Genomic DNA, 26665 nt, shown 5'->3' with positions numbered 1-26665 from the left:
CGCCTGAGAACCCTTATTGATGAGTCTGGTAATGATTCGTGGAATACGCAAAGTAGCCGCGCTGGCGCATCAGTTCGCGGCGCAGGTCCGGGTGCGGCGTAAACCGGTCGCGGCCATGCAGCCAGAACAGGTTGTTAATCAGCAGGAATTTGCCCACCGGCACCGGCACGGAAAGAATGTTTTTACTGGTCTCCAGCGCGTCGGAAAGGCGGCTCAGCCAGGTGCCTTCTTCGAAATCTTTCGGCTGGACGAACTGGTCGATATAGCGCATGACCGGGCGGCCCAGCGAATCGACGTCGAACACCGGGTGGAAAACATCCTTGCTGACGTTTTTGCTCGGCGGCGCGGCCCAGCGCATCGGGCGGCGAGCCAGCGGGTCGCGGAAAAATTCGTCGAGATGCTCCCAGTCGTCGAGATGCAGCAGCAGGGAATTGCCGCCCTGCATGTTCTGCTCGTCGATCTTCATCATCAGCACGTAGTCGGTAATTTCTTCGACATAGGTACCGTCATTGTGCAGCTCCATCACGCGGTGCGGCTGGCGCAGGTAGCTGTCTGAGTTATCGACATTTTTCACCACAAAGCGGGCGTAATACTGGCCGCTCATGGCGTCGAAGTTGGAACGGCCAATCAAGTGCGCGACGGCGGTGGCCAGCTTGACCATCTCATCGGCCTGACTGACGTTATCGATGCCTTCGCCGTTGATCAGCAGCGCGCCTTCCGCGCGATCGAGCAATGTTTTGATCAGCAGCGGCTGCAGCTGGTTGTCGCACAGATCGTCGAGGATCTTGCCGACCTGGAAGCGTAAGAAAGATTTGTACTCCAGCGCCTGCACTGGCCACTGCGCGACCTGCTGCAGGAACCGGGAGGTTGTTTCGGCGGAAAAGGTGAGTTCCAGCAGGCGCGGCGACTGGGAGGAAGGGGCGAAGGAAAAGCCAGGGTATTGCTGGGCTAATGGCGCGGGTGTCGGTTTTACTGCGGTCAGGGCGTTCATCAGGATCGTTCCTCGCTGTCAGGTCAGGGTGATGTTCATTTCGTAGCCATAAATTAAAAATATCTACATTTTTATAAAATGCGTACGAAATGGCCTTTTTGTTTCTATTTTGTGATCTGACAACAATTATTTAACAACATGGGGGGGAGATAAGGTGGTGGTTAACCTTGAGGGACAGAGCGGGTGGCGGAAAGCGCAAAATGCGGGGAAGGCTGAGGGTAAATCGTAATACCGGTCACAGTTTTTAATCTGCGCCATACCCTTATGAAGTGAGGGTGTTAGTATTCAGCGCGTTAATACCTTTCAATGCTTACCGAGGCTTCGATGCTGGAGAATGTCATTATCAGATAATCAGTTTCCCGACCTGCCCAGGCCGGACTGATTATCGCTGCGCTTAAACCTTACGCACACACCTGCGGGTGTAGGCATGTTTTCGCACATGATAATGAACAGGTTTCAGTATGAATTTATCCCGTCAGGAACAACGTACCTTACACGTTCTCGCCAAAGGTGGCCGTATTGCGCACGTCCGCGATACCTCCGGCCGCATTACCGCCGTCGAATGCTACACCCGGGAAGGGCTGTTGCTGAACGACTGCACCCTCGCGGTCTTCAAAAAGCTCAAAACCAAAAAGCTGATTAAGTCGGTGAATGGCCAGCCGTACCGGATCAACACCACTGGTTTGAATAACGTTCGCGCGCAGGCGGACAACCGCTGATACAGCGACCCGGGCAGGGTCGCTGCCCGGGCGTATGGCTCTCAAGGAGAAACACCCATGATCGATATCCCTCGCATTTTTACTATCAGTGAAAGCGAACACCGTATTCATAACCCTTTTACCCCTGAAAAGTACGCCACCCTGGGACGGGCGCTGCGGATGGCGCCGGGCACCGCTATTCTTGACCTCGGCAGCGGCTCCGGCGAGATGCTCTGTAGCTGGGCGCGCGATCATCAGATCGTCGGCACCGGAGTGGACATGAGCCTGCTGTTCAGCCAGCAGGCGACCGCCCGTGCAGAAGCACTCGGGGTAAGCGACCGGGTAACCTTTGTGCATCAGGATGCCAGCGGATATGTCACCAGCCAGCCGTGCGATATTGCCGCCTGCGTGGGGGCCACGTGGATCGGCGGCGGGGTGGCCGGCACGATTGAGTTGCTGAAGCAGAGCCTGCGGCCCGGCGGCATGTTGCTGATCGGCGAGCCATGGTGGCGTAAACGTCCGGCCACGGCGGAAGAGGCGGTTGCCTGCGGCGCGCAGTCGCCTGATGACTTCCTGACGCTGCGGGCGCTGGTCGCCCACTTTGGTGAACTGGGCTATGACGTGGTGGAGATGGTGCTGGCCGACCAGGAGGGCTGGGATCGTTATGAAGCGGCGAAATGGTTGACGATGCGCCGCTGGCTGGAGGCCAATCCGCACGATGACTTCGCGCCGGAGGTTCGCCAGCAGTTGACCACTGCGCCGCTGCACCACGTCACCTGGGCCCGGGAATATCTCGGCTGGGGCGTGTTTGTTCTGATGGCGCGTTAACCGGCATGTCGGTAGCGTCGTAAGGCGCTACCGACCACCTTCAGACCTTCAGTTCGTCGTAGCTGATTACACGCCTCACTGTCGGTAGCGCCATTTGTCTTGCTTTAGTCTTGCTCACTTTCAATAAAGTGAGATGACTGCCAGAGGCTGGAGATCAATGATGCGAGATACTTACCTAACGACGGGGTGTTACCTTACCGAACGTTTCAAGGAAAATACAGGAGGGATAACGGGAAACTTACTCCGTATCACGACGCTATCGCCTCCCTTATTTTCATTTTCTTATTGATGCAACGGTTGGTCACAGGCCGCGAGTATGGATTCATGCATCGCTTCGGAAAGCGTCGGATGCGCAAAGATCATCGACAGGAGACTTTCATCGGTGGCCTCCAGGTGACGGGCGATACCAAACCCCTGGATCTGTTCCGTGACCTGTGCGCCAACCATATGCGCGCCCAGCAATTCACCCGTTTCAGCATCGAAAATAGTCTTCACAAAACCCTCTGTCTCACCGCTGGCCAGCGCCTTACCATTGCTCTGATAAGAGAACTTACCGATCCTGACGGGCCGTCCCCTGGCCAGGGCCGTCGATTCCGTCAGGCCCAGACTGGCAACCTGGGGCCGGGCATAAGTGCAACCGGGCACATAGTCGCGATCAAGCGGGTGGGTGCCTTCGACACCAGCCAGTGTCTCAATGCAGATCACGCCTTCGTGGCTGGCCTTGTGCGCCAGACATGGCGGGCCGGCTACATCGCCGATGGCATAAAGCCCAAATACGTTAGTGCGACAAGCCGCGTCCGTCTTGATAAAACCGCGGTCTAACTCGACGCCCAGTGCTTCCAGCCCCAGATCTTCAATATTCGGCTGTACGCCAACCGCCAGCAGCACACGTTCGACTTCCAGGAAAGATTCGGCACTCGTATTTTTCATTGTACAGCGCACCCCGGTATCGGTGAGCTGTACTTGCGTTATCTGGGTCTGGGTATGGACCTGAATCCCGCGCTTTTCGAATGACTTACGCACCGCCGCTGACACTTCGGCATCCTCCACTGGCAAAATCTGCGACGCTAGCTCGACCAGCGTCACTTTACAGCCCAGATCGTTATAAAGGCTGGCGAACTCGACGCCAATCGCGCCTGAACCGATGATTAATAGCGACCTGGGCAATCGCTTAGGCTGTAGTGCCTCGAAATAGGTCCAGATATGTTCGCCATCTGGCTCTATGCCTGGTAATGCGCGTGGTCGGGCGCCCGTGGCCAGGATCACGTGATCGGCCCGGTAATCGTGCGCTTCCCCCTGGGCATCCGCTACCGTTATTTGTCCCTTACCGCGCAGCCGCGCGGTACCATCAATCACCCTCACGCCATTTTTCTTCAACAGATACTCAACCCCGCCGGTGAGCTGTTGCGAAACGGCACGGCTAAACTGCACCAGTTTCTGCAGATCGACATTCACCTCACCCACGCTGATGCCCAGCTGACTGGCATGGGTGATACTGTGCGCGACCTCAGCGCCATGCAACAGCGCCTTGGTTGGAATGCATCCCCAGTTCAGGCAGATGCCGCCCAGATGTTGTTTTTCCACTAAGGCGGTACGAAGTCCTAGCTGACCGGCACGGATGGCGGCAACATACCCCCCAGGACCCCCGCCGATGATCAGCACATCGTAATTATCGTGCATAGCTCGTCTCCTGGATAAACATCAGGGTAGGGGTTTCAGTCAGTCGCTTGAGTTCCCGGAGAAAAGCTGCACCTGCCGCCCCATCAATGACCCGGTGATCGCAGGATAGCGATACCGTCAGTTGGTGGCGCGCGACGATTTGCCCGTCGCGTACTACCGCCCGCATCTCGCCGGTGCCAATGGCGAGGATTGCGCTTTGCGGTGGATTGATGATGGCGTCAAACTGCCGTACACCGAGCATACCCAGATTTGACACGCTAAAGGTTCCCCCCTGGAACTCTTCCGGCTTCAGCGTGCCCGCTTTGGCTTTGGTCACCAGGGTGTGAATTTCGGCCGATATGTCGCTGATCGATTTCCGGTTCGCCGAGCGAACAATAGGGGTAATTAGCCCGTCAGGCAGCGCAACGGCCACCGAAATGTCGGCATCCGCAAAGCGGCGGATACTTTGTGTCGCCTCATCAAACTGGATGTTGACGTCTGGCACGGCCACCAGCGCCAGGGCACAAGCCTTCACCAGCAGGTCATTAACCGAAATCTTGACGCCGGGTACTTCGCGGTTAATTTCCTGACGTAACGCTAACAGTCGTTCCAGATCGAGATCGACACTCAAACGGAAATGGGGAGACTGTTGCTTGGACGTTTGCAGACGAGAAGCGATAGCCCGCCGCATACCGGACATCGGGATGCTCTCAAAGGGTGCCGGGGCACTCTCCTGCACAGGGCTGACCGGCGGGTGCCCGTCGAGCAACAACGCCGCAGCCAGCACATCATCGCGACTCACCCGACCTCGTGAACCACTGCTTCGGCAGTCATGCAAGTTGATACCCAGTTTGCCGGCCAGACGGCGGGCCAGCGGGGTGGCCGATACCTGGCTATCATCGGCATGCGAGCGGGGCGCTTTGCTGGGACGAACGGGGGGCGTCGGAGAGGCCAGGCGACCGCCGGCGGCAACGATCGCGCTTTCCAGATCAGAAACAGAGATACGTTCCCCGCGTCCGCTGCCGCGGACCTTTTTCAGGTCGACACCCCAGCGGGCGGACAGTCGTAACGCATGGGGCGTGGCATTAACCTGAGTCACATCGGTCACGCCTTGCAGACTGGCGGGGATGTCGATCTGCCCAATGGGGGCCACGGGGTTGTTGGATGGGGGCGAAACAACGGAAGGTGGCTTAGCGCCTGCCTGTGCCGCTACGTCCGGCGCGGCAGCCTCCGTGCCAGGCGCTGCGGGTTTCACCGTCGCCAGACTGGCAGCAAATTCGTCCAGTTCAGCATCGCTGACCGAAGCGTCAGCCGCCAGAGCCAGCACGGCGCCAACCTGAAGCGTCTCACCCTCCCGGGCGATTATCCGGCGTAATGTACCGGCAAAAGGTGCCTCCAGGACATTGACGATTTTACTGGTTTCAATCTCACAGATTTCCTGCCCTCTGGTGAAATCGTCACCCTCCTGGATTGCCCATCGAGCGAGCAAGCCTTCCTCCATGGAAAGCCCCCACTTTGGCATTTCAAGCGTCTTGATTTCGCTCATAGGTTAATCCTCCAGCACTTGACGGACGGCGGCTTCGATACGTTCAACGCCAGGGATCCAGAGTTTTTCGAGAGCAGGGGAGAACGGGACCGGCGTGTGTGGCGGCGTCACCAGCAGAACGGGCGCTTTGAGGAAATGGAATGCCTGGGACGCAATCAGCGCCGCGACATCATGAGCAAAACCGAAGCGTGCAGCGGATTCGTCGACAATCACTACCCGCCCCGTGGAAGCCACCGATTCCAGAATACCTTCCTCATCCAGCGGCGAAATGGTTCGCGGGTCGACCACCTCGACCGAGATCCCCTCTCTGGCCAGTTTGTCCGCCACCTGGTTTGCTTTATGTACCATTGCCGACAACGCAATGATGGTGACGTCCTCCCCTTCGCGAGTGTAGTTGGCTACACCTAGCGGGATGGTATAGATCTCGTCCGGTACCTCGCCCTTGAGGTCGTACAGCATTTTATGCTCGCAGAATACCACCGGGTCGTCGTCGCGAATGGACTGGATTAACAGACCCTTGACGTCATAAGGCGTCGAGGGCACCACCACCTTCAGTCCTGGCGTGGTGGCAAAGATATTATAGGGTGACTGTGAATGCTGGGCCGCGGCGGAAAACCCCGCGCCGATCATCCCTCGCATCACCAGCGGAGCTCTGGCTTTGCCGCCAAACATGTAGCGGAACTTAGCCGCCTGGTTATACAGTGCATCGTGACTCACACCAAAAAAATCCATGAACATCAGTTCCGCGACCGGCCGCAGACCCGTTGCTGCGGCGCCGGCCGCCATACCGATGATGGCCGACTCGGTAATGGGTGTGTCGATCACCCGATCGGAGCCGAACTGCGTCCACAGCCCTTTAGTGACACCCAGCACACCGCCAAAGGCTTCAATCTTCGCCTCTTCGGGCGCATTTCCGCCATGACCGCCACGCAAGTCTTCACCGATGAGCACCACGCGTTCATCGCGTTCCATTTCCTGAGCCAGGGCTTCCTTGACCGCTTCACGATAGGTTTTTATTGTCATGGTTATCACCCTCAGTATGAGACGTACACGTCTGTCAGCAGGTCTTCCGGAGCCGGGTAGGCAGCGGCGCGGGCCTTCAATACGGCATCGTTGACCAGGGTTTCTACTTCCTCATCAATCGCCGCCAGTTCTTCCTGGGTGATATGCTGTTTGACCTTAGCGGTGAAAATCTTCAGCGGATCATGTTGTTCACGCAGGCGTTGCACTTCACCTTCTGCGCGGTATAGCGCGGGATCGCCCTCAAAATGACCATGCCAGCGGAAGGCTTTGGCCTCAATGACGCTTGGGCCACCGCCTTCTCGCGCACGCTTGACCGCCTCTGAGGTTGCCTCATAAACGGCAAAGAAATCGGTGCCATCGACGGTCACTGCCGGCAGGCCGAAGCCAGCGGCGCGCCGGGCGATATCACGCCCACCCACGGCGTAGTCATGGCCGGTCCCTTCGCCGTAACCGTTGTTCTCGAAAATAAAGACGGCTGGAAGCTGGAGCACGACGGCCATATTGATGGCTTCAAAGACCAGGCCCTGATTAGAACCACCATCGCCCGTAAAAGAGACACCGACGTTGCCGGTTTTTAGCGTTTTTGCCGTTAGCGCGGCGCCGATGGCCAGTGGAGGGGCTCCCCCAACGATAGCGTTCGCCCCCAGCATTCCTTTCGACAGATCGGCAATGTGCATCGAGCCACCCTTACCGCGACATAACCCGCTGTCCTTACCGAATATTTCGGCCATCATGCCGTGAATGTCACAACCTTTAGCAATACAGTGGCCATGTCCACGGTGTGTTGAACCAATGAAATCTGCGCTCGTTAAATTTTCGCAGACCCCCACCGCGATGGCCTCCTCACCGGTATAAAGGTGAATGAAGCCCGGAATATCACCGCTGGTATTTTCCTGATGTAACCGCTCTTCAAAGGTCCTGATCTCCCGCATCTTGCGGTAAGCCTGCAATAACGCCTGTTTGCTGAGCATCGTTTAATTCTCCTCAATAAAGGTCACCCAGGCGGGGCCAACAGACAAGGCGGATAACCCTGGCCACACCCATGCAATGAATCTACGAGCGGTTAAAGGGAGTGCGAAGCCACCTTCATGGGGGGGTAGGTGGGGGTTTTCATGCTTGAGGTCAAACTTTCTAAATTTTGTGTAGCAATAAAGTTTGGCCGCCCCATGTCATCCCGGGGGCTGGCGTACAATTGAAAAAAACAAAACGAGTAGACACCACGGATGAAGCCATTGGATTTAGAAGGTCGCCAATCACCCTCACTGGTCTCCGGGCCATTGCGGCTGACGCGAGGCTTGCCGTTAATCCTGACCAAATTCGTCCCACCTCGCTCTTCAATACAATTGCTGGAGCGCCCCCGGCTTCTTCAGCTTCTCAGTCCCGTTCAGCAGTGCCGGCTGGGCGTCGTCTGCGCCGGCGCTGGATTTGGCAAAACCACGTTGTTGGCACAATGGCATCAGCAGATGGTCGCCCAGGGTGAACGTATCGCCTGGCTGAGCCTCGATGAGGATGATGATGACGTATGGCAGTTTATTCCTTATCTGCTGCAAGCATTGCGTCCTCTCTATGCTGACTGGGACGCCGATTTCTGGCGTGACATGGAAGAACAGAAGCTCTCCAGCTCCGAGCAACTGCTGGCCGGGCTCATTAACCAGCTACACTATTGCCCGCATGACGTGTACCTGATTATCGACGACTTCCACGTGATTAACGATCGTGGGGTCTATGAAGCGCTGGGGTATTTAATCAAGCATGCGCCTGCCGCCTTGCATCTGATCATTGGCAGCCGTTTCCACCCGAATCTTGCGCTGAGCCAGCTGCAGGCCCAGGACCAACTGGTGGAAATCTATGATCGAGACCTGCAATTCACGCTCGAAGAAACAAAACACTATTTTAGCCGCACGGTTGCGCTACCCCTCAGCAACCACCATGCACAGCGGCTACAGTCCGTGACAGAGGGCTGGATTGCAGGGATGAAGATCGCTTCATTGTCCGCAGAATTACAGCATGATCCTGAGCATCTGTTGCGCAATATGCATGGAGGAACACGGTCTATTGCCCGCTATCTGAAAGAGGTGGTCCTGGATCCGCTGCCGGAAGAGGTTCTCGATTTTCTGGTGAAAACGTCCTTCCTCAGTCGGTTAAATGCCGAATTATGCAACGCAGTGACTGGACGTGATGATAGTAAAGCGATGCTGGCATGGATTGAGCGACACAACCTTTTTTTGTCAGCCCTTGACGAACAAGGCTACTGGTTCCGCTACCATCCTCTGTTGCAGGAAAATCTTCGGACCATGCTGCAGCAGAACAACGATATTGATCGCAAACAGCTACATGAATTAGCCAGTCATTGGTTCGTCGAACAGAAGCTGTGGTCTGAGGCGGTACGCCATGCGCTCAGCGCAGGCAAGCCGGTGCATAGCCCCGGGCAGGATGGCGCAAGCGCTCAGTCACTGGCGGAAGAAGGGGATATCGATACCCTGATTTCATGGATGCATCATTTACCACCCAGCACCGATCCTTCGCGCATTGACCTGCAAATTAATCTGGCCTGGGCACTGGCGCATTATTTCCACTTTGATGAGTCGAGGCAGCTGCTTGATAACCTCGATCAGATGGTACTTCATCATCGTGAGGATTTAACCCGCAGTACCTGGTGTAAATTGCGCGTTGTGCGGGCAATTTGCGAAGCCTTTGCGGAAAACATCCCGGAGAGTCTGGTTATTGTTCAGCCGTTGCTGGCCGAAGTGCCCTGCGGCGACACCTGGGTTGATGGTCTGATATGCAATATTCTCAGCTATTGCCATGTTGTTAACCAGCGCTATCACGACGCGCTGGAGGTTCAACAGCATATGCCCTCTCCGGAAAGTCCTTTAGATAATCTGTTTGTCTCGGTATATCGCGCTTTTATCATTGCCCAGTGCCATCTTTGTCAGGGCGATCTGGGGAAAGCCGGGTGGTACGCAGAGAAAACGTTGCGTCAGGCTGAATGTTATACCGGTACCCAGTCGACCAGTGGCGCGACGCTGGCGCCGCTGCTGGCGGAGATAGCCTATGAATGTCAGAGTGGTGACTCGCCCGATCATCTGTTAGCCGACCGGCTCGAATTCATCGACCGATTCAGTCCACCCGACGCGCTGAGTCGCTGTTATACCTATCTCGCGCGTCAGGCCCTGGATGGCGATATGCCGTATGAGACCGAGCGATTGCTGGAGCATGCGCAGCGTCTTGCCGTGTCTCGCGGCTGGCAACGGCTCCAGGCCATGATGTTAGCCGAGCAGGTGAGGGTGCGACTGCAGCACGGCAATGTCACAGGCGCAGAGCAACTGCAGCGACAACTTGAACAAATGGCCGCCAGCTTCCGAATGGATGCCGAACATCCCTGTCAACGCGCTATCGCTCTGTCTGCATCCCTTAGCCACTGTCGCCTTCTTCTCGCCAGAGGCCAGGCGCCGCAAGCTTGTATTCTCCTGGCTGACATGGTCTCTGATCAGGAAAGCCGGGGGGACGGGTTAACCGCAGCGCGTCTGCGTACGCTCTGGTCATTAGCCTTGTGGAACAGTGGCAAAACTGCGGCAGCGCGCACGACATTTCAGCCAGTCGTGCAGCTGGCTGAACAACAGCATCTCACGGGCCTCTTTCTTGACGCTGGCGATACCTTGCAACCTTTGCTTGCCGGTATGAATGAATCCTCTTCAGCTTGTACAGAGGAAGGGATAATCCATAGTCCCTGGGCAGACAAGCGCGCGCCTGCAGATGGAACACCGTTTAATAGTGGAAGCCCCGATATTCATGGCGAGCTGAGCGAGCGAGAGTTGCAGATATTACAACTGATCGCTGAAGGTCAGATGAATAAAGAAATTGCTCGCTCCCTCGCTATTTCTGCCGAGACGGTCAAATGGCACATCAAAAACATCTACGCGAAGCTTAAAGTGAATAGCCGCACTCAAGCGATGAGTCGGGCGCTGGAGATGAAATTACTGGATTAACGGTTTGAAGAGGGAGGGCTGGATACAAAATATTATAAAGACGAGCCACTTTCTTAACGGGCTATGAGCCACGGATAATCCCGGCATTTCTGAGACCATTGGGCTTCTCACTCTGAACAGTGACGGCAGTTTTGATGCCCTGACTCAGCGATAAGTGCGTTGAGTTTAAGGGGGCGACGCCAGGGGAAAGTAACCCTGGTGTAACCTTAGAGAGGCTTTTATCTTTGATTTAGCGTGGTGGCGATAATAGGAGTTGAACCTACGGCCTTAGCATTACGAATGAGAGAAGGTATTATTAAATCCGTTACTATCAACTTTAATTTATCTTTATAACCTTATGAAATAAAAATATTTTTTTGCTTTTGTGATGTTTTTCATCGTCGTATTGTTTTTGACCAGGAGTGTAATCCCAAGGCAACCCCGCAGAGAGTATTGATAAGGCGTAGGTCAATCGCCGCCAGGCCTGGAATAATGGTGAACTCAGCCATCAGACGGTGGGGCAGGCAATTCGATGCTTAAAAAGCACCGTTTACCGAGGCCAATTTTGTGGGCTGCCTCGGTGAACGGTAGAAATTATGTTGAGGAGATCGCGCTGCTTAAAAAATCGCTCACCGTCTTCATGCATAGATCGCGCTCTTCCACGTGCGGCATATGGCTTGAGGCGTCAAAAATGACCCACCTCGCGCCAACGATATGGTCCATAAAGGGCTGTACCACTTCCGGTGTGGCTTCATCGTAGCGCCCGGAAATCAGCAGCACCGGAATCTGAATTTGCGCGAGGCGGTCGATAATCGTCCATTCTTTCATACTGCCGATGACGTGGAATTCGGTGGGGCCATTCATCGCGTGATAGACCGTTGGATCGGCATCCATAGCATCAAAGGTGCGCCGTACTTCCGGCGGCCAGGGATCAAGCCGACAGACGTGGCGTTGATAAAATATTGCGCTTGCCGCCTTATATTCTGCGCTATCCAGTGTACCCGCCGCCTCATGTTCCAGCAGCGTCTTCTGGACATCGGCAGGGAGCTGCGCCCGGAGTTCTGCTGCGCCCTGTAGCCACAGCGCCATTGAGGCCGGAGAGTTGGCGATAATCAGCGCTTTTAAGCCCGTTGGCTGGGTCACGGCATGTTCTGCGCCCAGCATGCCGCCCCACGATTGACCCAGTAAGGCGTAATTATCGGCAATATCGAGATACTGCAGCAGGTTATCCAGCTCGTTGAGGAACAATGCCGGTTGCCAGAAGTCGGCAGGCTGCTGCGGTAGATGAGTTGAGCGGCCGTTACCTAGCTGATCGTAGTGGATCACCGCTCGCCCGCTGAGGGCGATATCACGGAACGCATCGACATAATCGTGCGTACATCCCGGCCCGCCGTGGGCAATAACCAGCGGCGTCAGTCCACTATGGATATCGCCGCAAATACGAAACCAGGTTTGGTATTCCCGAAACGGGGCGTAGCCTTCGCTAATGGTGTACATGAATGATCTTTATCCTGCTAAGTGGACCGGCTTTCAGGGTAAAGGGTCGTAACCAACGCTGAACACTAGCAAAAATGCTAGTTCTTAGCTGTCGAGCAGACGGTAATGCAGGGCGCGTACCACCGCCTGTACGCGATTGCTGGCGCCCAGTTTTCTGGCCGCGGTATTCAGGTGCAACGTCACCGTCGCCACCGAGCGGTGCAGTTTGCGGGCGATCTCTTTGGCGGTAAGCCCTTCAGCAGACCACGTCAGACATTCGCGTTCACGATTGCTTAGCTTCACGTGGAGACAGGTCAGCATGGTGCTGTCGAATAGTGGAAAGGCTGACTCCTGGAACTGGTGGGCAATCAGCATCAGTTGCGCCAGGGTCGCGCTGATTTCCCGTTCCTGACGCTGGCCGGTATGGATGCCGGTGAGAGTAACGAATCCGCCGTTTGGGAGATGCAGGGGAACCGTTGCTCCACAGGGCATATTGTGTTCACGCATATAGTCGGTGACGGCGGTAGCGTGATCGTCCAGCCTGCCGCGCAGCATGCTTCTGTCCGGCCGTTGATAAGACCAGATAAAGGGTGCGCAGCTCTCCAGCGCACAGTGTTGGACCGGATCAACCTGGTAATATCCTCGCTCGCACCATAGCTGGCGCATATCCTCCGGTACATTGTACGTTTTCAACAGCGACGGCGTAATCAGCTCTCCCTCCAGCGAACGCGGGACTGGCGTGTAGTCGTAAATAACCGCGTCAAATCCCAGCGTTCTGGTGTGCTGGAAAAGCCCACTGAATGCGTCATCCAGGCTGGTTGCCCGGGTGCTTTCGGGGCGTTCAAACTCCAGTCGCATATAACCCCCTTTACGTTAAACGAGGCCTGAGACGGGCACGATTTGTGCAAAACCGTCAATAGCTCGCTTCAAGGCATGCAATTCCGGTGCCGTTCCGGCGCAGCGCAAAACTAGTATTTTTGCTAACTGTTCAGCTTCCGACGTTGTCGTTAGCGTTAAGGCAACGACACACCAGCAGCATCGACGACGAGGAACACACCATGTGGAGTGAAGTAGCGCCCGATCAGTGCCATAACATTGCTGTGGATGGTTATAACGTCGTGGCTTATCAATTTGGTGACGGCGATGAGACCGTCCTCTGCCTCAACGGCGGACCCGGGCTGCCCAGCGACTATTTGCGTGAGGCTCACTCCTGCCTGAAACAGCACGGCTACCGGGTGATTGCCTTTGATCAACTGGGAACCGGGAAATCGGACCGACCGGATGACGCCAGTCTGTGGACCATGGCGCGCTACGTACGTGAAGTGGAAACCGTCCGCCAGGCGCTGGGGCTCGGTAAGGTGCATCTGCTTGGTCATTCGTGGGGCGGATGGCTGGCGATAGAAGTGGCATTGCACCATCCTGGCGCAATTCGCTCGTTGATTCTTGAAAACACCGTCGCCGATATGCCGCATCTGGTGCAGGAACTGAACCGCCTGCGCGGTGCGCTGGGACCAGAGACCGTCGCCATGATGCAGCGCTATGAAGCGCTGGACTGGCTGGATCACCCGGCCTATCAAGCGGCGATTACCCTGCTTAATTATCGCCACGTCTGCCGCCTTGATGTGTGGCCCGAACCGGTTAAGCGGTCGCTTGAGGACTGGAATATGGGGCCGTACATCACAATGCAGGGGCCGAACGAATTCCTTTATACCGGTAATTTAAAAACGTGGAACCGCAGCGCGGAACTAGCTTCGATCCGCGTGCCGTGCCTGATAGTCAGTGGACAGCATGATGAACTTACACCCGCCTGTGCCCTGAAAATGAAGCAGGGACTGGCGAATGCCGAAATAGCAGTTTTTGCCAATAGCAGCCATATGCCGTTTTACGAAGAGCCGCAGGCTTACTACCCGGTGCTGCTCGATTTTCTGGCACGCCAGCGCGATACGGGAGGCTGTTGATGCATCGTTACCGCTTTCTGCTTTTTCGCCCGCTGCAGCTGCTGCCGGTTCTGCTCGGCATTAGCTTGATCACCTTCATGATGGTGCGGGCGATCCCCGGCGATCCGGCGCGCATTCTGCTGGGAGTCCGCAGCACACCGGCAGCGCTGGCCCGCATCCGCGCGCAGTTTGGTCTCGATGAGCCACTATGGGTACAGTACGGCTTTTTTCTGCGCAACCTGCTGCAAGGAGAACTGGGGAAGTCGATTGTGTATCGCGTGGATACTCTGAAGCTGATTGGTTCGCGTCTTGAGCCAACGCTGTGGCTGGTACTGGGCAGTGTCCTGTTGGCCATTGCCTTGACGGTGCCGCTAGCGGCGATTGCTGCACGCCAGCGTGGACGTCTCGCCGATCGGCTGATTCGTCTTTTTACCACCGCCGGGCTGGGGTTTCCGGCGTTCTGGCTCGGTATCATGCTGATTCTGCTGTTCAGCATTGTGCTTGGCTGGTTCCCGGTTTCCGGCTACGGCAGCGATTTTTTAGACCAGTTACGCCATATGGTTCTGCCGTGCCTGACCGTGGCGCTGGCGCTTTCAGCGGTATTGATTCGTAACCTGCGCGCCAGCCTGCTGATGGAGATGAATAGTGACTATGTCGTGGCGGCACGAGCGCGCGGGCAACGGGAAAGACGCATCTTCTGGCGACATGTGCTGCCCAATTCGCTGGTGCCAACCATCAATCTTCTGGCCGTGAATATCGGTTGGTTAATCGGCAGTACGGTGGTTATCGAAAGCGTGTTTGCCATCCCTGGCCTCGGACAACTACTGGTAAAGGCGATTTTTAGCCGCGACTACATGGTGGTTCAGGGCGTAGTCATGGTCTTTGCCCTTGCCACCGTGGCGGTCAGCCTGCTGGCGGACATTCTGACCGTGGCTCTGGACCCGAGGATAAAGCTATGAAGGTAACGGCGACGTTTTCCCGTCTGCGTCAGCGGATTATTCCGCGCCAGCAGGCGCTATATGCCGGGCTGACCATTGTCGGATTGTGGCTGTTGGTGGCCTGCCTGGCACCATGGATAGCGCCGTTTGATCCGATTGCTCAGGACGTATCCTCCAGCCTGCTGTCGCCGAGCGGCGCGCACCCGTTCGGTACTGACAACTTTGGTCGCGATGTTTTTTCCCGGGTGCTATGGGGCGCACGAGTCGATCTGCAAATTTGCATACTGGGAGTCCTGTTCCCCTTTATGCTTGGCACCACGCTGGGTGCGCTCTCCAGCTATCTTGGCGGCGTCGTGGACGCGCTGGTGATGCGGGTGATTGATATTGTGCTGGCTTTTCCGTTTCTGGTACTGATGTTAGCGATTATTGCCATCCTCGGACCAGGACTGAGCAGCTTTTATATTGCGATGGCGATAGTGGGCTGGGTTTCCTACGCTCGGCTGGTGCGCGCTCAGGTACTGACGCTGAAACAGCGAGATTTTATTCTGGCGGCCCGCAGCCTGGGCTATGGACACCTGCGCATTTTGTTCCGCCATTTGCTGCCGAACGCATTAACTGGCGCGATCGTTTTTTCGATGTCCGACTGCGTACTGGTACTGCTTAACGGGGCCTCGGTGAGCTATCTCGGGCTCGGCGTGCAGCCACCAACCGCGGAATGGGGCGTGATGGTTGCCGAAGGGCAGAGCTTTATCACCACTGCGTGGTGGATAACGACCTTTCCGGGGATCGCCATTGTGTTGTTGGCAATGGGGTTCAGCCTGCTGGCCGATGGGTTGGGGGATAAGTTAGGGGAGCGCGTATGAGTTTGTTGACGGTGAATCACCTGACAGTCACGCGTGGTGAAGATATCGCGCTGGTAGATAACGTCTCATTAAGTCTGGAAGCTGGTGAGATGCTCGGGCTGGTCGGTGAGAGCGGGTCGGGAAAAACCGTAACCTGCCGGGCGCTGATGCGCCTGTTGCCGGGGGCTGGACTGCGGATTACTGGCGGCGAAGTTTTGCTGGGAGGGCGCGATATTTTGTCCCTCAGTGAAGGGCAAATGTCGGCGGTGCGCGGACGGGAAATCGGCATGATTTTCCAGAACCCCTCCAGCCATTTGAATCCAGTGATGACTATAGGGGAACAGATCGCAGAAAGTCGCCGCCTTCATTTTGGCGCTAACCGTCGTCAGGCACGAGAGGATGCGCTGGCGCTGCTACGACAAGTGGGGATCCCTGACCCGCAGAATCGGCTCAATAACTATCCACATGAATTTTCCGGTGGCATGCGTCAGCGGGCGATGATTGCCGTCGCCCTCGCACCGGAGCCCACGCTGTTGATTGCCGATGAACCGACGACCGCGCTGGACGTGACCGTGCAGATGCAGATTTTACGCCTGCTGAGTGACCTGCGCGCTGAGCTGGGGCTGGCGGTCATTATGATCACTCACGATCTCGGCGTGGTGGCGCAAACCTGTGACCGGATTGCGGTGATGTACGGCGGTCGACTGTGTGAGGTGGGCGACAAGCGAGAAGTGCTGGCCAGCCCGTTGCACCCTTACACTCGCGGACTTATTGATTGCCAGCCGGTCAGCGAAGGTGGGCAGGGGAGGTTGACGACCATCGACGGCCAGCCGCCAGTTGCCGACCATTTTCCATCGGGCTGCCGTTTTCATCCGCGCTGTCGATGCGCCGATGAGGCCTGCCTCCACCAGCCGTTGCTTCGCTACAGGCAGGATAGCCGCAGCCATGCGGCAGCCTGCCATCACACATTGCCGACACCTATCCGGCGGGAGAGATAATGGCTTACCCTAACTGGCCGCTGCTTGAGGCCGATAACCTTTCCGTCACCTTTCCGGTTTCCGGCGGGTTTTGGCGAGAGAAAAAAGTGGTGCATGCGGTTAACCAGGTCACGGTGCAAATTTATCCCGGCGAGACGCTGGGCCTGGTCGGCGAGTCCGGCAGCGGTAAAAGTACCCTTGGACGGGCGCTGTTGCAGCTCGAACGGGTTGCGGCAGGAGAGGTGCGGTTCGATGGTCAGCGTATTACACATGGCTTAACCAGCGACATCGTCCGTCTGCGCCAGCAAAGCGCGATGATTTTCCAGGATCCTTTTGCGTCATTAAATCCGCGACAGACCGTGGGAGAAAGTATTGCGGAGGTACTGCGCGTTCATCAGAAGATACCGCGCGCGCAAATTGCTCAGCGGGTAGCGGAACTGCTCACCCAGGTTGGCCTGCGTACGCAGCAGGCCAACGCGAAACCGTCTCAGCTTAGCGGCGGTCAGTGTCAGCGCGCCGGTATTGCCAGAGCGCTGGCTATCGAACCGCGGCTGATTGTGGCGGATGAGTGTGTCGCGGCGTTGGACGTCTCTATTCAGGGGCAGATCGTGAATTTATTGATGGATCTGCGGGAGAAAATGGGGCTGGCGATTCTGTTTATTGCTCACGACCTGGCGATTGTGCGTCGGCTTTGTGATCGCGTCGCGGTGATGTATCTCGGGCGGATCGTGGAGGAGGGGCCTACGGAAACGGTCTTTACACGGCCCCTGCATCCCTATACTGCCGCGCTGGTATCCGCGATCCCGGAAATTGACCCGGATAAACCGCTGCCAAAAAATTTGCTGGGGGGCGAGCCGCCCAGCCCCGTCGCTGTTCCACCAGGTTGTGCATTTCATCCGCGCTGCCCTCATGCGCAGGTGCAGTGCCGCACCGGCGAACCACCACCAACCCGGCAGATTGCCGACCACGCTTATGCCTGCGTATTGAACCACGAAGGCGATGAGACCGTTTTATCCTTTGACAGGGGGATCTATTGATGAAGCACAGGCATGTTAAGTTACTGGCGGCAAGCGTTTTTCTGGCGCTCAGCGTGGTGAGCGAAATAGCACAGGCGGCAGGGGTATTGACCATTGGCCGGCGAGAGGACAGCACCACTTTTGATCCGATAAAATCGGCGCAAAATGCCGATAACTGGGTTTTTTCGAACGTCTTCGACCCGCTGGTGCGGGTGGATAAAACCGGGACTAAGCTGGAGCCTGGTGTGGCAGAAAGCTGGACGATTTCCCCGGACGGCAAGGTCTACACCTTTAAAATTCGCGATACCAAATTCTCTGACGGCACACCTCTGACCGCTAGCGATGCGGCGTTTAGCCTGATGCGTATCCGTGATGATAAAGGTTCGCTGTGGCGCGATTCCTACAGCATTATCGACAAAGCTGAGGCCACGGACCCGCGCACCTTGGTGGTCACGCTGAAATCGCCCTCAGCGCCATTCTTATCTCAGCTGGCGCTGCCGAACGCCTCGGTGGTTTCACAGCAGGCGATGAAGGCGGAAGGTGAAGAGGCCTTTGCCGAAAAACCGGTAGGTTCCGGCGCGTTCAGCGTTAAAGAGTGGCTGCGTGGCGAAAAAATCGTGCTGGTTAAGAACCCGAATTTCTGGCAAGCGAAGAACGTCAGCCTGGATGGCGTGGAGTGGTTAACCATTCCGGATGATAATACCCGAATGCTGAAAGTGCAGGCCGGTGAGCTTGACGCCGCGCTGACCGTGCCCTTCTCACGCATTGCATCGTTACAGAAAGACGCCAATCTAAAGGTTGAACTGGATCCTTCCACTCGTGAAGACCATCTGTTGATTAACCATTCGCACGGTGCTCTGGGCAAGGTGGAAGTGCGTCAGGCGCTGGACTTTGCGATTGATAAAGACGCGATCGTGAAGACCGTGACTTTTGGCTATGGTCAGGTGGCGAATTCCTATATCCCCGCCGGGGCGCTATACCACTACGCGGACAATCTTCGCAGGCCATACGATCCGCAAAAGGCCAAAGAGATACTGAAAGCGGCGGGGGCGGCCGATCTGAAGCTGAACTATGTGGTTAACGCCGGAGATGAAGTGGATGAGCAAATCGCGATTTTGCTCCAGCAACAGCTGGCAAAAGTTGGGGTGACGGTGAATTTACAAAAAGTCGACCCGAGCCAGAGTTGGGATATGCTGGTAGCCGGGGATTACGATATTTCGGTGATGTACTGGACGAACGATATTCTTGACCCTGACCAGAAAACCACCTTTGTGCTTGGTCATGACGCCAATATGAACTATATGACGCGCTATCATAACGAGCAGGTTAAAGCGCTCGTGGCTTCGGCGCGCATCGAAATGGACAGTGAAAAGCGTGAGCAGATGTATATCGACCTGCAAAAAATGGCCAAAGCCGACGTGAACTGGGTTGATTTGTATTACAGCCCATACCGCAACGTCAGCCGCAAGAATATCGACGGTTTTTATCAAAATCCCCTGGGGCGCTTCTTCCTGGAAGATACCGTCAAAAACTAATGCCTCTTTGCGCCGGTTGATATCGATCACCGGCGCTTTTTTTAATCTTTTCGGACCACCCGCTTCCGCGGGAAACTCGCAACGTTACCGATCAGTCCGTCAACATCAGCTCCGCCGTTGATGAGTTCATGATGAAATTCTTTGCAGCCCTGCTTACCGTCATGGTGGTTTGTTTTCTCAGCATGGGCTGGTGCTGGGGGCACCCTTCCATGCAGTGGTGGAGGCGGCGGTACAACGGGCTATGCCAGTGCTACTCACGGCACTGGCCGCCATTCTGGCGTTTATCCCGCTGACGCACTCCCAAACTCTCTTGTGAGAAATACGATAGAGGGCGTTATCTGCGATAAAAACTCGATTTAACCTTAATAATTCTTAACATGTTTAACGGGTTTTTTAAAAAGGTTTTAAGCTATTAATACATTGATATAAATAAGAATTTTTTTTAGACTGGATATGTAAAAGCGTATGCATGCCATAAGACACTTCATATCGAAGCTACAATCTTTTTAAACATCGCATCGTGGGGGTCTCTATCCAGAACAGTGTATGGCAGTTTTGATGCCCTGGTTCAGCGATAAGAACAGTGAGCTTAAGTGTGTTGGTTGCGGGGGAAAAAGTAACCCAGGCGTAACCCCAAAGAGTTTTTTAAAGACAGTGGCTTATATAACTATTTGATTTAGATGGTGCCGATAATAGGAGTGAAACACGCGATAAATCTTGTGTTCGGGTCTTCACCTACGACCTTCGCAACTACTTGATTTAGCGCTTTTTACGCACACTCGTAATCAGGCATTCATCATGCACATGATAAACGCCCCTTAACTTTAACGGGGTGAAAAATGAAATACAAGCCGGATCAGTACATTACTTCTGACAGTTACGGGGTCTATTACATCAGGATCGCCATTCCTGAATGGCTGCGTAGTGCCTTTGGTGGAAAGAAAACGCTTGTTCGTAGCCTGAACACTTCCGATCTACGTGTGGCACGTAGGAAACGCGATGTTATAGCCGATGAGTATCACCGGGTAAGAGAAATTGCTGAACCGCCAAAACCGGATAGCTTGCAGGACACGATCAGCTACCTCCAGAGCGTAGCGAAGTATGCCAAAGCGTCACCAGTGGCGCAAAGAGATAACAGGCTGGAACCTTCCACAGCACCCAATAATAAGGCTAATAAACTCGCGCCCTCCTGCCCTTCACTGGTCAAGATGCTGGATGTGTATTTGTTGCAGAATGCCGATGTGAAGAAGCTCGGAACACTGTCAAAGGATAAACGAGCGGTTACGGTGTTTCTCGATTATCTAAAGCGTTCTGACATAGCGTTAAACGACATAACCAGGACAACCATCACTGGATGGATCGACGCTATGAAAGAGAATGGTAGAGCCGTTCAAACACAGGCTAATTTCCTCTCTTCAATGGCGTGTATCCTCGATCTTGCCGCAGCCCGTTACCACGATGCCCCGCCGCTTGAGCGGAACCCGTTCAGAGGGCATAAGCTCCACACAGCCGCTTCCAGGCGAAGCTATGAGGCATTCACCGATCAGGAAGTTGTAACGCTGTTACGAGGCTTACAGGAAGCTGGAGAGGTGGAGTTATTCGACGTGGCAAGCATTGCCGCCTATAGCGGGATGAGGATCGGGGAAATCTGCAACTTGCAGCCGGATCACATCGTCAATGTTAACGGGGTGATGTGCTTCCAAGTGCAGGAAGGGAAAACCTCAAACGCCGCCAGGATTATTCCTATACATTCTCACGTCCTGCCGATGGTGTTAGAGCGTCGTAATACTCCACATAACGGCTTTTTGTTCTACCGTGCCAGCATCACCAAACGGGCAGACCAGAAGCGATCAGGATGGCACGTTAACCGCTTTGGAGTGTTGAAGCGTGACATTCTGCCAAACAGTGAAAATAAGGTGTTCCACAGTTTCAGACATGCCGTGATTTCTAAGCTGAACGCCGCAGGAGTTGAAGAAGGACGTATTGCCTTGTTGGTTGGTCACTCTTCTGGAGAAACGGAGTCTTTCAAGACGTATTCTAAGTCCGTCCCTGAGCGTATCGTGAAGGTGTTAGCTGGGTATGTGGAGATGGTGAATTATGAACAAATAGCGATCAATAAAACCAGTGTTATCAACCAATTCTGATACTAAATAAACAGGTCTCGCAGCATAAAATACCGCACGTTTTATCAACTGTGAATTTATCCAGTTAAATGCTGATTCATTGTTGCACAGCGAAACGGTGAAGATTATCATAAACACTATATGTTGTACTCATTGACGTAACGAGTACAACATGTGTAAAAATTCACTTTCTGAATAGGTGTTGATAATGGCTAATAATTCGAAGCAGACCTCAAGCAAAGTCGCATCAGTCGCAGCACAAACATTGAACAACCCTAACGCATCTGGAATCCAAAAGAGCCTTGCTGGTTCAGCACTGTCTCAAAAGGGTTCTTCGAATCAAACAAGCGGTGCAATGGAACACAGAGCATCTGCTGCCCTCAACAACCCTCGCTCAAGTGAATTGACCAAAGAACTTGCCGCCTCTGTTCTCTCTCAATCGAACAAAGGGCGTAAATGAAAAAAGGGGCGTAAGCCCCTTATTTTTTATTAAATTCAGTTGTCACCGTGTCGGATTCAGTTTTCTTAGAATTAGAAACAACTTTCTGCTTCACCGTACCACCAACTGATCTATTACTTTGCGTCTTTGTAGCTATTACATTCACCTCTGCTTTACTGACAAGCCTGATCTGTTCAAATTCAAGATCAAATTGCATAGCAAATTCAGATTTATAATCGTAACTGATACCGGAAAGAATGACATTCTCATACACTTTATGCTCTGTCACTAATGTAATAGGTTGTCTGCCGTCAAAGATTTTATCAAGATACTCGATAGCCTGAGAAATACGAGTACCATTTACACCAGCACTGTATAAGAGGTCTTCCTCTAACCTTATCGGAGTTTCGGTAATAATACCGGTCAGCTTGAATGTATTGTTCTTAATCTGAACGTGATCGCTGACCTCTGCCCCGCTTTCTACGGGATAGCTTGTAATGTCTGCCTGTCTACGTATTCCCGTATCTGTGACAGCATCAAACACAATAGCCTGATAATTCTGAATGTAGTTATCTGAGGCTGAATTATAAACAGATGCAAGGATAGTGAATCCGTTTTCACCTTTGGTACGGGTAGCACTGCTGTTATTACTGTTTGATGTGGAATTAATTCCTTGCGAGGAATTACCAATAGTTAAACTACCTGGTGTTGCCATTTATCCTTATTCCTTGAGAATAGGCGGTATTACCCGCCCGTTGATGATTGTCCAGAGGAAACAGCAAGCACCATACGCTGATTGTTCTGATTAATACGCTGATCTACGCTCGCATTTAGCATGTTTCCGAATGTCGGATCAGGGGCAATAGTGAGAGAGATCATTCCTTCCGGTAGATTATTTTGTAATACCACTGGCTGCACCACTGTATTATTAGCTGGCGGTGTCGCTGTAGTGGTTGCTGATTGTTTCAACATAGAAACAGGAGAATAATCACCGTTAGCGCTCGGTGCGTAGCTGGTAACATCCTGCGCCCCGCTTGTACCGTTCCACCAACCGCGAAGCGTATCAAACACGTTATGCGGATGTGTGCCGTCCTGGTTAGGTTGGCTGGCTCCGTAAGCGTTAGCTACGGCATTATCACCAGGCTGTGCAGGTGCAGAGGTCGTGCCGTAGTGCTGGCTCACCGCCTCTTTAGTGGTGTTATCACCGTTCAGGAGGTTCAGCTTTCCAGTGATCCAGTTGGAGAGTTTCAGCAATCCTACGGCAGCATCCCCCGCCGCTCGTCCGACACCCTCAAAGAAGGGTAAAGCGTCCTGCATGGCTTGTTTCCACTCTTTCACCGTTTCAGGGTCGAGAGAGTCCATAAACCCTTCAAAGAATGCCAACTTCTGGCTATCAGTGAGAATGTCCATTTCCTGATTAAACTTACGGTATGCAACAAGCTGATCCTGTTGTTCCTGGTTCAACCACTGCCCGTTACGCTTGAGCACATCCACCTGATCAGTGATCGCTTTGCCCTGATTAGAAAATGCCTTGTGATACAAGCCCAAATCGTCTGCAAGGTCTTCCAGGTTGTGAAGGATTTGCTCTTGTGAATAGCCTTTTCCCTGCATGGTGTTGGTGTAAGCAGAGACGAAGCCAAACGGATTGGATTGGTAGGATTTCAGATCGTCTTTAGTGAACCCCATGTTCAGGGCTGCATCCACAGGGGCTGATCCGCCTTTCCATTGTCCAGACTTCTTATCAAATGTGCTGTTGGTGTAGCTGTCTGCCAGCTTTTCTGAAATGTCTTTTCCGTTATCCAGTAGCTTACGCTGCCCTTGCAGCCCCATACCGGAATCAATACCGTTAGCCGTGGCATACTGCGAAAGTGCCTGTAAAACGTTGTAATCAACGTTCCCCAACTTCGCACGCTGCACAACCTCGCTGCGCTCTTCCTGTGCCGTTACTGCATCTTTGCCCCATGAATAAGCGCCATAAGCCGCTGCACCGATACCAGCGCCAGCAATCGCCCCGCCACCTAAGCCCATCAGAGAGCCAGAGATCGCCCCTGTAGCTTTACCACCGCCAGCAAGAGCGTTAGCCCCTCCCGCCTTTGCTGCTGCTCTACGCTCTGCGTTAATGCGTCTGTAGCTCTGCTGTAAGCGCTTAATCTCGCTGTTCTGACGCTGTAGGGAGATCGTGCCGCTGGCATAAGCCTTAGTGATCTTGCTCGCCTGTAGCGCTGCCTGTGTTAGTTCAACATTGGTAAGGTGCTGCATACTCTTAAAGCTGCTTGCCGTGTCGAGTAGCTTCAATTCAGCACGTTCTCTGCGTACCGCTGTTCTTTGGGCCTCTTTCGCTGCCTGTTGCTCTACACGAAGCGCGGCCTTAGCTGCCCTTGCCTTTTCTCGTTCATCGCTATTACGTGGCTTAGAGGCTTTCTTATTCAGCTTATCTAATTCTCTTTCAGCAGACTTTAACCCCTGATTGAATTTTTTCATGTTCAAAGTGGGGTCTTTCATACCTTTCGCTTTTTTCTGAATTTGATCGAAAGAGTCCATAGCTTGCTTCATTGAATTACGATCAACGGTGAATGTCACCGTGTTATTAATTTTAGATGTGTTAATCTCAAGCATGATTATTCACCGCCTTTCTGATCTAAAAAATGGTGAATTGCTTGCTCCACTGTTTCACCACGAAAAATGCGTTGCCTCACGCTGTTATAATCAACATCTAATAACCTGCACATTGCAGCAACATTTAATAGCCCTTCAGCATCAGAGGCCGATAATTGAACATGCAGCCCTCTGTTAGATTTTAAAATTAATTGCATACTCTTTCCTCACTCTGGAAATAAAAAAGGAGCAAGGGCTGGCGCATTTGCTTTGCGTGTTCCAGTTCCCTACGCCCCCTGATTAAAAGCTCTTCTGTTATTTCCAGACGTGAAGAGCTAACGTCTATCGCTCACTATTCTGAGACTCTACCGAAAATGATCGCTTGCGGGATCGCCACGATAGGAAGGTAACTACACTCGGTAGCTACTTCTGGGAAGCCCCAACGCTGATCTACGATCACATACTGGTGATACAGTGATGCGCCTTTGCCTTGTGTCACGTGGCGAACACCAACACCAGAGTGAAGAACGTAAGCGTTAGATTCAGGAGCCATTACCGGAATACTCACGAACGAATCAACACCAATACGATCAGTAACCAGAGAGTAGCCTGTCACATCGATCACGGTTACGCCGTTCAGTGTCCAGGTTTCGAAAGCAGGGTTAGCGCCTTTAGTGCGGGTGTAGAAGTTATCACCGGACTCCAGAGGCAGCGTATACACCATGAAATCTTTCACTGATGGGTGATAGCGTAGCGCTACGGCGGCTTTGCCAGAAGCCAGGATCACCGCGCCTTGTTTGGCTTGTGCCAGTCCTGAGCCAAGTTTCACATTCTGAATGCGTCCGATCTCGCTTAGTTGCTGGAATACGTTAGCGTCTGCGCTAATGTCCATCGTGTATGTGGTTTTGCTACCGCCAGCAAGGAAATCAAGATCGCCCTGTCCGGCGAATTGAGAATTAACACGAAGCCCTAACAGCGCCTCTACAAGGTCAACCTCTACCGTGTTACTCACCTGTGAATACTGCGCATCGCTGAAATCACTAATAGCGAGGGTAATTTGATCAGCAGTGTCAACCGTTCCACGCGCTTTATACTGCTCAAGATCACGAGAGGTGACAGAGTTTAAAGAGTTAGTGTATTTAAGTTGATAGAGAGCGTTTGTAAATTCTGGACGTTCTGCACTGTTCCAATCGCTTTGTGCATAGGGCATCTTTTCAGGTGCAACGAGATTTTTCACATCCGTTATTTTCTCAAGGGCGATTGAGTTAACATCGTGGTTCTCAATTTTGAATAATCCAAGATTGGTTACAATCTGGTTTAACTGGGTAGAGAATGTAAACGGGCTGGCAAAATCATACATGTTGCCAGAAAATAGATCTGAATAAGCCATTCTTATTATTATCCTTAATTAGGTTGTGCGTAGAGCTACTGTGTCGTAGTCAGTGAAAGTAAAGCCAAGAGTTGCTAATTGTGCCTGGGCCAGAGATTGATCCAATTCGCCAAATTCAACGCCAATCAGGGCTAAAATAGTATGCTCTGGAGAAGCCACAATAAACGCCTTAGCGCCAGCGCTTGCAGGTTCTACGACAACATACGCAATGTCACCGGGGGCGGTAGCTTTCGCGCCTGTAGCGTCAACAAGATCGCCAACAATAAGATCGGCAGGAATAGCGGAAGTTGTTTTAATTAGCTTGTCTTGCATAATTGCATCAGAGACGTAAGCCACCACTTTGTAACGGGCGTGGCTGTTATTCCCGTTTAATGTCTGAAATGTTCCAAATTGCATTGGTTATTTTCCTTTAACTAATAATTTTAATCGTTCCTCAAGCCCTGATGAAGGGTGAGGGGTATTTGATTTTGTGATCGTGGCTGTAGGCCAGAATTTCTCTGTAGCCTCTCGAATTTCATCAATGCTTACGCCGAAAGCGTTAGCGGCTTGTTGCATCATCTTTTCAGTGAGGACAAGTGAAGAGGATTTGTGAGTTATTACACGGTCATAGTTCATAAGAAACATTATTCGATTCCTTATTTGCATTAACTATTTCGTTACGCAAAGCGTAAAAAACATGGGCTA

At 53.5% G+C, this 26665-nt stretch carries 23 protein-coding genes and 2 pseudogenes; 12 read left to right on the top strand and 13 right to left on the bottom strand.

Going from position 1 to position 26665, the window contains the following annotated elements:
- Window positions 1–13: 13 nt before the first annotated feature.
- Window positions 14–991 carry a glutarate dioxygenase GlaH gene (gene glaH / locus CWM58_RS16900; RefSeq protein WP_100681383.1) on the bottom strand — a complete coding sequence of 326 codons (978 nt, stop codon included), beginning with the start codon at window positions 989–991 and terminating at the stop codon, window positions 14–16.
- Between the two features lie 461 nt (window positions 992–1452).
- Between glaH and CWM58_RS16895 the strand changes: the two genes are divergently transcribed.
- Together CWM58_RS16895 and CWM58_RS16890 are read left to right on the top strand one after the other, a co-directional pair.
- Entirely contained in the window at window positions 1453–1710 is a 258-nt protein-coding gene (locus CWM58_RS16895) for a YjhX family toxin (RefSeq protein ID WP_008805277.1), read from the top strand.
- Between the two features lie 57 nt (window positions 1711–1767).
- Window positions 1768–2517: an SAM-dependent methyltransferase gene (locus CWM58_RS16890; protein ID WP_165785813.1), complete on the top strand. Its 750-nt coding sequence runs from the start codon at window positions 1768–1770 to the stop codon at window positions 2515–2517.
- A 282-nt stretch (window positions 2518–2799) separates the two neighbouring features.
- Here CWM58_RS16890 and lpdA read toward each other — a convergent pair whose 3' ends face one another.
- Genes lpdA through CWM58_RS16870 form a run of 4 tightly spaced genes read right to left on the bottom strand, consistent with a single transcriptional unit; the run spans window position 2800 to window position 7716 of the window.
- Window positions 2800–4197, bottom strand: a complete 1398-nt coding sequence (gene lpdA / locus CWM58_RS16885) for a dihydrolipoyl dehydrogenase (RefSeq protein ID WP_100681382.1) — start codon at window positions 4195–4197, stop codon at window positions 2800–2802.
- Window positions 4187–5722, bottom strand: coding sequence for a 2-oxo acid dehydrogenase subunit E2 (locus CWM58_RS16880; RefSeq protein WP_100681381.1), 1536 nt, complete (start codon window positions 5720–5722; stop codon window positions 4187–4189). Before CWM58_RS16880 ends, lpdA begins: the two co-directional genes overlap by 11 nt.
- A gap of 3 nt (window positions 5723–5725) precedes the next feature.
- The gene (locus CWM58_RS16875; protein ID WP_002889881.1) at window positions 5726–6745 is read right to left on the bottom strand and encodes an alpha-ketoacid dehydrogenase subunit beta; all 1020 of its coding nucleotides are present in this window, start codon (window positions 6743–6745) and stop codon (window positions 5726–5728) included.
- 11 nt (window positions 6746–6756) lie between these two features.
- Window positions 6757–7716, bottom strand: coding sequence for a thiamine pyrophosphate-dependent dehydrogenase E1 component subunit alpha (locus CWM58_RS16870; RefSeq protein WP_100681380.1), 960 nt, complete (start codon window positions 7714–7716; stop codon window positions 6757–6759).
- Between the two features lie 252 nt (window positions 7717–7968).
- On the opposite strand from CWM58_RS16870, the gene CWM58_RS16865 reads away from it, so the two are divergent.
- A complete protein-coding gene (locus tag CWM58_RS16865) occupies window positions 7969–10734 on the top strand; it encodes a LuxR C-terminal-related transcriptional regulator (protein ID WP_100681379.1) in 2766 nt (921 codons plus the stop codon).
- Between the two features lie 573 nt (window positions 10735–11307).
- On the opposite strand, the gene CWM58_RS16860 is transcribed toward CWM58_RS16865, so the two are convergent.
- Both CWM58_RS16860 and CWM58_RS16855 read right to left on the bottom strand, forming a co-directional pair.
- The gene (locus tag CWM58_RS16860) at window positions 11308–12210 is read right to left on the bottom strand and encodes a proline iminopeptidase-family hydrolase (RefSeq protein WP_061155649.1); all 903 of its coding nucleotides are present in this window, start codon (window positions 12208–12210) and stop codon (window positions 11308–11310) included.
- Between the two features lie 84 nt (window positions 12211–12294).
- Window positions 12295–13047, bottom strand: coding sequence for a helix-turn-helix transcriptional regulator (locus CWM58_RS16855; protein WP_061155648.1), 753 nt, complete (start codon window positions 13045–13047; stop codon window positions 12295–12297).
- A gap of 200 nt (window positions 13048–13247) precedes the next feature.
- Between CWM58_RS16855 and CWM58_RS16850 the strand changes: the two genes are divergently transcribed.
- The 9 genes and pseudogenes from CWM58_RS16850 (at window position 13248) to CWM58_RS16815 (ending at window position 22017) form a co-directional block, all read left to right on the top strand.
- Entirely contained in the window at window positions 13248–14147 is a 900-nt protein-coding gene (locus CWM58_RS16850; RefSeq protein WP_061155647.1) for a proline iminopeptidase-family hydrolase, read from the top strand.
- Window positions 14147–15085, top strand: a complete 939-nt coding sequence (locus CWM58_RS16845; protein ID WP_061155646.1) for an ABC transporter permease — start codon at window positions 14147–14149, stop codon at window positions 15083–15085. The genes CWM58_RS16850 and CWM58_RS16845 overlap by 1 nt, the downstream gene beginning before the upstream one ends.
- On the top strand, window positions 15082–15927 hold the full coding sequence (locus tag CWM58_RS16840; RefSeq protein WP_080929266.1) for an ABC transporter permease: 846 nt from the start codon (window positions 15082–15084) through the stop codon (window positions 15925–15927). Before CWM58_RS16845 ends, CWM58_RS16840 begins: the two co-directional genes overlap by 4 nt.
- Window positions 15924–16904 carry an ABC transporter ATP-binding protein gene (locus tag CWM58_RS16835; protein ID WP_061155644.1) on the top strand — a complete coding sequence of 327 codons (981 nt, stop codon included), beginning with the start codon at window positions 15924–15926 and terminating at the stop codon, window positions 16902–16904. The genes CWM58_RS16840 and CWM58_RS16835 overlap by 4 nt, the downstream gene beginning before the upstream one ends.
- A pseudogene (locus CWM58_RS16830) lies at window positions 16904–17939 on the top strand (ABC transporter ATP-binding protein). The gene CWM58_RS16835 and the pseudogene CWM58_RS16830 overlap by 1 nt, the downstream one beginning before the upstream one ends.
- Window positions 17920–19434 (top strand): ABC transporter substrate-binding protein, encoded by a 1515-nt coding sequence (locus CWM58_RS16825; protein ID WP_061155642.1) that lies wholly within the window; start codon window positions 17920–17922, stop codon window positions 19432–19434. Before CWM58_RS16830 ends, CWM58_RS16825 begins: the two are co-directional and overlap by 20 nt.
- A gap of 202 nt (window positions 19435–19636) precedes the next feature.
- A pseudogene (locus tag CWM58_RS29560) lies at window positions 19637–19735 on the top strand (hypothetical protein); the annotation flags it as partial.
- 538 nt (window positions 19736–20273) lie between these two features.
- Window positions 20274–21578 carry a tyrosine-type recombinase/integrase gene (locus tag CWM58_RS16820; protein WP_100681378.1) on the top strand — a complete coding sequence of 435 codons (1305 nt, stop codon included), beginning with the start codon at window positions 20274–20276 and terminating at the stop codon, window positions 21576–21578.
- Window positions 21579–21765: 187 nt separating this feature from the next.
- The gene (locus CWM58_RS16815; protein WP_081355006.1) at window positions 21766–22017 is read left to right on the top strand and encodes a hypothetical protein; all 252 of its coding nucleotides are present in this window, start codon (window positions 21766–21768) and stop codon (window positions 22015–22017) included.
- A 19-nt stretch (window positions 22018–22036) separates the two neighbouring features.
- Here CWM58_RS16815 and CWM58_RS16810 read toward each other — a convergent pair whose 3' ends face one another.
- The 6 genes from CWM58_RS16810 to CWM58_RS16785 all read right to left on the bottom strand — a co-directional run bounded on the left by CWM58_RS16810 (window position 22037) and on the right by CWM58_RS16785 (window position 26605).
- The gene (locus CWM58_RS16810; protein WP_100681377.1) at window positions 22037–22711 is read right to left on the bottom strand and encodes a phage baseplate protein; all 675 of its coding nucleotides are present in this window, start codon (window positions 22709–22711) and stop codon (window positions 22037–22039) included.
- A 29-nt stretch (window positions 22712–22740) separates the two neighbouring features.
- Entirely contained in the window at window positions 22741–24612 is a 1872-nt protein-coding gene (locus tag CWM58_RS16805) for a hypothetical protein (protein ID WP_100681376.1), read from the bottom strand.
- 2 nt (window positions 24613–24614) lie between these two features.
- Entirely contained in the window at window positions 24615–24809 is a 195-nt protein-coding gene (locus CWM58_RS16800) for a hypothetical protein (protein WP_100681375.1), read from the bottom strand.
- A gap of 134 nt (window positions 24810–24943) precedes the next feature.
- Window positions 24944–25981: a major capsid protein gene (locus tag CWM58_RS16795; protein WP_100681374.1), complete on the bottom strand. Its 1038-nt coding sequence runs from the start codon at window positions 25979–25981 to the stop codon at window positions 24944–24946.
- Between the two features lie 18 nt (window positions 25982–25999).
- Entirely contained in the window at window positions 26000–26377 is a 378-nt protein-coding gene (locus CWM58_RS16790; RefSeq protein ID WP_100681373.1) for a hypothetical protein, read from the bottom strand.
- A 3-nt stretch (window positions 26378–26380) separates the two neighbouring features.
- The gene (locus tag CWM58_RS16785; RefSeq protein WP_100681372.1) at window positions 26381–26605 is read right to left on the bottom strand and encodes a hypothetical protein; all 225 of its coding nucleotides are present in this window, start codon (window positions 26603–26605) and stop codon (window positions 26381–26383) included.
- Between the last annotated feature and the right edge of the window lie 60 nt (window positions 26606–26665).

It is taken from the genome of Klebsiella sp. H-Nf2, assembly GCF_002806645.1.
In the GTDB taxonomy this organism is placed as follows: domain Bacteria; phylum Pseudomonadota; class Gammaproteobacteria; order Enterobacterales; family Enterobacteriaceae; genus Klebsiella; species Klebsiella variicola.
This window is presented reverse-complemented; position numbering and strand designations above follow the sequence as displayed.

What these genes read in the sequence shown, in the direction of transcription:
- glaH (WP_100681383.1), bottom strand. Translation starts at nt 991, where the DNA reads ATGAACGCCCTGACCGCAGTAAAACCGACACCCGCGCCATTAGCCCAG.
- CWM58_RS16895 (WP_008805277.1), top strand. Translation starts at nt 1,453, where the DNA reads ATGAATTTATCCCGTCAGGAACAACGTACCTTACACGTTCTCGCCAAA.
- CWM58_RS16890 (WP_165785813.1), top strand. Translation starts at nt 1,768, where the DNA reads ATGATCGATATCCCTCGCATTTTTACTATCAGTGAAAGCGAACACCGT.
- lpdA (WP_100681382.1), bottom strand. Translation starts at nt 4,197, where the DNA reads ATGCACGATAATTACGATGTGCTGATCATCGGCGGGGGTCCTGGGGGG.
- CWM58_RS16880 (WP_100681381.1), bottom strand. Translation starts at nt 5,722, where the DNA reads ATGAGCGAAATCAAGACGCTTGAAATGCCAAAGTGGGGGCTTTCCATG.
- CWM58_RS16875 (WP_002889881.1), bottom strand. Translation starts at nt 6,745, where the DNA reads ATGACAATAAAAACCTATCGTGAAGCGGTCAAGGAAGCCCTGGCTCAG.
- CWM58_RS16870 (WP_100681380.1), bottom strand. Translation starts at nt 7,716, where the DNA reads ATGCTCAGCAAACAGGCGTTATTGCAGGCTTACCGCAAGATGCGGGAG.
- CWM58_RS16865 (WP_100681379.1), top strand. Translation starts at nt 7,969, where the DNA reads ATGAAGCCATTGGATTTAGAAGGTCGCCAATCACCCTCACTGGTCTCC.
- CWM58_RS16860 (WP_061155649.1), bottom strand. Translation starts at nt 12,210, where the DNA reads ATGTACACCATTAGCGAAGGCTACGCCCCGTTTCGGGAATACCAAACC.
- CWM58_RS16855 (WP_061155648.1), bottom strand. Translation starts at nt 13,047, where the DNA reads ATGCGACTGGAGTTTGAACGCCCCGAAAGCACCCGGGCAACCAGCCTG.
- CWM58_RS16850 (WP_061155647.1), top strand. Translation starts at nt 13,248, where the DNA reads ATGTGGAGTGAAGTAGCGCCCGATCAGTGCCATAACATTGCTGTGGAT.
- CWM58_RS16845 (WP_061155646.1), top strand. Translation starts at nt 14,147, where the DNA reads ATGCATCGTTACCGCTTTCTGCTTTTTCGCCCGCTGCAGCTGCTGCCG.
- CWM58_RS16840 (WP_080929266.1), top strand. Translation starts at nt 15,082, where the DNA reads ATGAAGGTAACGGCGACGTTTTCCCGTCTGCGTCAGCGGATTATTCCG.
- CWM58_RS16835 (WP_061155644.1), top strand. Translation starts at nt 15,924, where the DNA reads ATGAGTTTGTTGACGGTGAATCACCTGACAGTCACGCGTGGTGAAGAT.
- CWM58_RS16825 (WP_061155642.1), top strand. Translation starts at nt 17,920, where the DNA reads ATGAAGCACAGGCATGTTAAGTTACTGGCGGCAAGCGTTTTTCTGGCG.
- CWM58_RS16820 (WP_100681378.1), top strand. Translation starts at nt 20,274, where the DNA reads ATGAAATACAAGCCGGATCAGTACATTACTTCTGACAGTTACGGGGTC.
- CWM58_RS16815 (WP_081355006.1), top strand. Translation starts at nt 21,766, where the DNA reads ATGGCTAATAATTCGAAGCAGACCTCAAGCAAAGTCGCATCAGTCGCA.
- CWM58_RS16810 (WP_100681377.1), bottom strand. Translation starts at nt 22,711, where the DNA reads ATGGCAACACCAGGTAGTTTAACTATTGGTAATTCCTCGCAAGGAATT.
- CWM58_RS16805 (WP_100681376.1), bottom strand. Translation starts at nt 24,612, where the DNA reads ATGCTTGAGATTAACACATCTAAAATTAATAACACGGTGACATTCACC.
- CWM58_RS16800 (WP_100681375.1), bottom strand. Translation starts at nt 24,809, where the DNA reads ATGCAATTAATTTTAAAATCTAACAGAGGGCTGCATGTTCAATTATCG.
- CWM58_RS16795 (WP_100681374.1), bottom strand. Translation starts at nt 25,981, where the DNA reads ATGGCTTATTCAGATCTATTTTCTGGCAACATGTATGATTTTGCCAGC.
- CWM58_RS16790 (WP_100681373.1), bottom strand. Translation starts at nt 26,377, where the DNA reads ATGCAATTTGGAACATTTCAGACATTAAACGGGAATAACAGCCACGCC.
- CWM58_RS16785 (WP_100681372.1), bottom strand. Translation starts at nt 26,605, where the DNA reads ATGTTTCTTATGAACTATGACCGTGTAATAACTCACAAATCCTCTTCA.